Origin of the sequence: Dysgonomonas sp. Marseille-P4677 (assembly GCF_016652235.1) — a bacterium.
In the GTDB taxonomy this organism is placed as follows: domain Bacteria; phylum Bacteroidota; class Bacteroidia; order Bacteroidales; family Dysgonomonadaceae; genus Dysgonomonas.
Genome location: NZ_JAEPKU010000203.1, coordinates 166 through 4661 on the forward strand (window position 1 = coordinate 166; position 4496 = coordinate 4661).

Here is a 4496-nt window from a genome sequence, read left to right on the forward strand (position 1 = left end):
ATCCGTTGGTTCATCCGTTGGTTCATCCGTTGGTTCATCCGTTGGTTCATCCGTTGGTTCATCCGTTCATCCATCCATCCATTCGTCCATCCATCCGTCCATTCGTCCATCCATTCATCCATCCATTCATCCATCCATTCGTCCATTCGTCCATTCGTCCATCCATTCGTCCATTCGTCCATTCGTCCATCCATTCATCCATCCATTCGTCCATCCGTCCATTCATCCATTCATCCATTCATCCATTCGTCCATCCATTCATCCATCCGTCCATTCGTCCATCCATCCATCCATTCGTCCATCCATTCATCCATCCATTCGTCCATCCATTCGTCCATCCATTCGTCCATCCATCCATTCATCCATTCATCCATTCGTCCATCCGTCCGTTCATCCATCCGTCCATCCGTTCATCATATCTTTCAAGGTGAAACATAGTAACAACTCCTGTTGTTTGCGAGTTGTGTTTTTGTAAGACAAATTGAATTTGTCAGACAAAAACTGACTCGCCCCTCTCCCTGAAGGTCAGGGGAGAAACAGCCTCCAAAGTCGGCTGTTTTGAACATAACATATTTTGACAGTAGCTATAAATTATGTCTAAAAAATTATCACTCTGAGAATAATTATGGCAATTGTATATTATCTAACAGAAAATTAGAGTTATACGAGATTGAAAAACAAAATTTTTGTCAATTCTACAAGCTGTATTCTGAAAAAGAAGAGCTAGATGATATCCTTAAAATGTAGGGAAAGAATTGCTATTCGTTCATGTAATATCACATTGCAGAATATTCCACCTCTTTAAAGCCCAGTTTCTCATATAATCTCTTTCTCGCTTTAGTAGAATAAAGGTAGAGAACGGAAACAAAGATATTATCAGCATCTACGATAAGATTATTCTTTTGAGAAGTGGCATAGCCATTGCCTCTATGTTCGGGGTAGGTAAACACGTTCATTATTTACTGAATTCGATTATTTATAGTTGTACCCAGATGTTAAAATACTTTCTCAATGGGAAGCTAAGATTGGCGTATATCCTGTTTCTTCGACAAGATATTGTCCTTGAGGGGATAAGATCCATTTAATTAGCTTCTCTACATTTTTATTCTGAGTATCAGTTGTAATAGCGTAGAAATCTCCGGTAAAAGGATATGTGTTATTTTCTATAGATTTTTTGTCAGGATATATGGCATCTACCTTCAAGAGTTTAATTTCATCGTTCTGAACCATTCGTGTTGCAAATAGTAAGAAAGAATATCCGATAGCGTTATTGAAATTCTTATAAACCGATGTACGTTCAACTATCTCTCCCATACCTCCTACTCTATTCTCTTGTATAGGCATCATCAAAGGTTGATTACCCATTATATGATGGAGCATTGTCTGACTACCGCTACCTTCCGGACGTTGAAAAGCTCTGATGGCGTCATTTTCACCTCCCAACTCTTTCCAGTTAATTATTTTACCTGAATATATGTCTCTTATCTGTGCCGATGAGACTTCATTCACAGGATTCTTTTTATTGACAAAAAACACAAAGGCTTCTCTACCGATAGGGGTCATTTTAAATACTTTCCCTTTACCGGCAGCATCCTCTATTTGTTCCTTTGATGGTTGTGCACAAAAAATAAGATCAACCTCGCCGCTTATTAGCCGTTCATATGCTCGTGGTGTTGTCCCTCCCCTGACTTCACTTTCTCGTAGGTTATACTCCTTTTGGGGATAAGTTGCCTGAACAAAAGCTGCATAAAGTGGATATAAAGCTGTAGCTCCATCAATACGGGGTAAACTGTCCGTAATCTTCAACATCGATTCTTCATGGAGGATCACAGTCTTAGTTCCTTCTTTAAAAGGTTCATAATCGGCCAAGATCAGATCTTGCTCATTGACAGTGGGTATACTGTTTATATAATATTGATATATATTATAGCTTCCTACAGTTAATACACTGCAAAGGACAATGCCTATAATGCTATAAATTAATAATTTCTTGCCCAGAATTTTAAATGACCATACTATATGCCATGCTATCAGTAAAATGTAGGTAATGAGAATGACCGGCAAATAAAAATTACCCTCCCCTGAAAAGGTGGCAACCACCAACATAAAGAATCCGAAAATTGACAATATTATGATTAACAGTATAGACAATAATACTCTGGAAGTTTTACTCTTAAACATATATAAATGATTAGATTATAAGCAATTATTATTTCATCTAACAATAATAACTAAAGACAAAAAGAATTTCCTACTATTCTTTCCTACAAAAACAATCCACTAAGTGGTCATTTACAAAGCCACAAGCCTGCAAATGGGCGTAACAAATAGTGGAACCGAAGAATTTAAAGCCCCGCTTTTTCATATCCTTGCTTATGGCATCGGATTCAGAAGACGAAGCCTGAGCATCTTTTAGTGATTTGAGGTGGTTGACTATCGGTTTTTTATTAGGGAAAAACGATAGAGTATAATCGTAGAAACTGCCAAACTCTTTTTGAATTTCGATAAATAGCCTTGCATTGGTGATGGTAGATGCGATTTTCAATCTGTTCTTCACTATCCCGTCAAACTTCATCAAACGCTCAACATCTGCATCGGTCATTTTGGCCACTTTCTCAACGTCAAAACCATGAAAAGCTTTACGATAGCCTTCACGTTTTCTTAAAACAGTAATCCAACTTAGTCCTGCCTGTGCACTTTCCAATACTAAAAATTCAAATAGGATCTTATCATCTGTAACAAGTCTGCCCCATTCCTCATCGTGGTATTTTACATATAATTCATCAGTTCCACACCAACTACAACGTCCATTTGTTATATCTTCCATTTTACGAATATTTGTTTATTCCAAAGATAATATTTACACATCATCTAAGAGTTCAAATAATAGAGTTTATATTTAATAGTTTATTAAGAGCCTGTTTAAATTTCATTGAATTGCCATAAATACAAGCTCGTTATCAGTTGTTTAAGTGATATTTTTTAGTAATTTAGAGTGAAGTTGTTCATGTATTTAATCGTTTGTTAGACAATTAAATATAACCATTTAATTGATAATGAGCAACTTCATGTTTTATCCTTCTAAATGCACCACGGGTAACATTTATTCAAAAGATGAACCGGAAAGAACTTTTCGATAAAGGTATTGTTATAATCTATTACAAATTATAATTATAGATAGTTAAAAGACAAATGAGTTTAGTATTCAAAAGCATAGCAGGAATCCTAATCCTTATAACAGTCATCGGATTGGTACTCTTTTTGCCGGGAATGAGTTTTAATTATCCACTGGCATGGATTTATATAGCCATGTTTTTTATATCCCAATCTATTATCACTATTTACCTCTTTCTGCACGACAAGAAACTTCTTAAAAGCCGGCTTTCTGTCGGCCCTACGACCGAAACACGAGGTATACAGAAAATTATTCAGGCGATAGCTATCCTTATGTCTTTTTTTACTCTTCTGTTATCAGCTTTCGATTACAATAAAGGTTGGTCGGAAGTTCCCCCGTGGTTGTCTTATGCTTCCGCTATTGTGATAGCTCTGGCATTCGTCGAAGTCTTCTTTGTATATAAACAAAATACATGGCTTAGTACATCGGTTAAAGTGCAGTATGGGCATAAAGTCATTTCAACAGGTCTGTATGGCATTGTCCGCCATCCGATGTATCTGGGAGTAACCGTACTTATGCTTGCCACACCTTCGTCCTTAGGATCTTGGTGGGGAATGATACCCGCGATTATTTTTATCATTACATTTGCTGCACGGGCGATTGATGAAGAGAATGAGTTGCGTGAGAACCTGCCCGGATATACGGATTATTGTAAAAAGGTAAGGTATCGTATCATCCCATTCGTGTTTTAGATCTTCAATGGTCTATAAAGACAACTCTTCTATAATAACATTGTTTTACTATTCAACCATTTAAACAATTAAAAGCGTAAAAACATGGCAACAGTAAATGTATATTTGATGTTCAACGGAAATTGCGAAGAAGCGTTTAATTTCTACAAATCAGTTTTCGGTGGCGAATTCACCTATATCACCAGATACAGTGAAATGCCTCCGCAGGAAGACTTGCCTCCTTTGGCAGATGAGGACACGAACAAAATAATGCATATGTCCCTGCCGATAAGCAAAGAGACTATGCTGATGGGCTCAGACAATGTGAAAGAATATGAAGCCCAGACTACATTCGGTAACAATTTTTCCATTTTAGCAACAGCTACAAGCCGTGAGGAAGCCGACCGGTTATTTAATGCTCTGTCGGCTGACGGGCAGATATGGTCCCCGATGAAAGAAGAGTTCTTTGGTGAGTATATCGGTATGCTCGCTGATAAATTCGGGATCAATTGGATGGTAAATTATCCTTTATCGGAATGACAGAAAAATGAAACTCTGAAAAAATAATGTGACAATGGGTCATGAAACGGTATTTTGGTATGCAAAAGAATCGTTGAAGTAAACAAGCGACAACTTTATGGATAAAGCAA

Annotated in this window: 7 protein-coding genes; 2 read left to right on the forward strand and 5 right to left on the reverse strand. The window is 37.2% G+C overall.

Annotation, left to right across the window (positions count from 1 at the left end):
• Positions 1–58 precede the first annotated feature (58 nt).
• The 5 genes from JGH11_RS20400 to JGH11_RS19090 form a co-directional block, all read right to left on the reverse strand.
• The gene (locus tag JGH11_RS20400) at positions 59–238 is read right to left on the reverse strand and encodes a hypothetical protein (protein ID WP_201114436.1); all 180 of its coding nucleotides are present in this window, start codon (positions 236–238) and stop codon (positions 59–61) included.
• A complete protein-coding gene (locus tag JGH11_RS19075; protein WP_201114437.1) occupies positions 231–398 on the reverse strand; it encodes a hypothetical protein in 168 nt (55 codons plus the stop codon). The genes JGH11_RS20400 and JGH11_RS19075 overlap by 8 nt, the downstream gene beginning before the upstream one ends.
• 378 nt (positions 399–776) lie before the next feature.
• The gene (locus tag JGH11_RS19080) at positions 777–956 is read right to left on the reverse strand and encodes a GNAT family N-acetyltransferase (protein ID WP_236264220.1); all 180 of its coding nucleotides are present in this window, start codon (positions 954–956) and stop codon (positions 777–779) included.
• A gap of 52 nt (positions 957–1008) precedes the next feature.
• Positions 1009–2181 (reverse strand): PstS family phosphate ABC transporter substrate-binding protein, encoded by a 1173-nt coding sequence (locus JGH11_RS19085; protein ID WP_201114438.1) that lies wholly within the window; start codon positions 2179–2181, stop codon positions 1009–1011.
• Between the two features lie 73 nt (positions 2182–2254).
• Positions 2255–2827 carry a DNA-3-methyladenine glycosylase I gene (locus JGH11_RS19090; RefSeq protein ID WP_201114439.1) on the reverse strand — a complete coding sequence of 191 codons (573 nt, stop codon included), beginning with the start codon at positions 2825–2827 and terminating at the stop codon, positions 2255–2257.
• A gap of 365 nt (positions 2828–3192) precedes the next feature.
• On the opposite strand from JGH11_RS19090, the gene JGH11_RS19095 reads away from it, so the two are divergent.
• Positions 3193–3867 (forward strand): isoprenylcysteine carboxylmethyltransferase family protein, encoded by a 675-nt coding sequence (locus tag JGH11_RS19095; protein WP_201114441.1) that lies wholly within the window; start codon positions 3193–3195, stop codon positions 3865–3867.
• A gap of 84 nt (positions 3868–3951) precedes the next feature.
• Complete coding sequence (locus JGH11_RS19100) at positions 3952–4386, forward strand: VOC family protein (RefSeq protein WP_201114443.1); 435 nt, start codon at positions 3952–3954, stop codon at positions 4384–4386.
• Positions 4387–4496: the final 110 nt, after the last annotated feature.